The 465-nt window shown below is 60.0% G+C and carries 1 rRNA gene; it reads left to right on the top strand.

What is annotated here, in order from left to right:
* Positions 1–460 (top strand): 23S ribosomal RNA (locus HTZ77_RS44945); the annotation flags it as partial.
* Positions 461–465 lie beyond the last annotated feature (5 nt).

Below are 465 nucleotides of genomic sequence, written 5' to 3'. Positions count from 1 at the left end.
CCCCGGGGATAACAGGCTGATCTTCCCCAAGAGTCCATATCGACGGGATGGTTTGGCACCTCGATGTCGGCTCGTCGCATCCTGGGGCTGGAGTAGGTCCCAAGGGTTGGGCTGTTCGCCCATTAAAGCGGTACGCGAGCTGGGTTTAGAACGTCGCGAGACAGTTCGGTCCCTATCCGCTGCGCGCGTAGGAGACTTGAAAGGGGCTGTCCCTAGTACGAGAGGACCGGGACGGACGAACCTCTGGTGTGCCAGTTGTACCGCCAGGTGCATGGCTGGTTGGCTACGTTCGGAAGGGATAACCGCTGAAAGCATCTAAGCGGGAAGCTCGCCTTGAGATGAGGTCTCCCACCCTGTGAGGGGGTAAGGCTCCCGGTAGACGACCGGGTTGATAGGCCGGAGGTGGAAGCGCGGTAACGTGTGGAGCTGACCGGTACTAATAGGCCGAGGACTTGACCACAAAGC

This window comes from Nonomuraea montanisoli, from assembly GCF_013363975.1.
Taxonomy (GTDB): Bacteria; Actinomycetota; Actinomycetes; order Streptosporangiales; family Streptosporangiaceae; genus Nonomuraea; species Nonomuraea montanisoli.
This window is presented reverse-complemented; position numbering and strand designations above follow the sequence as displayed.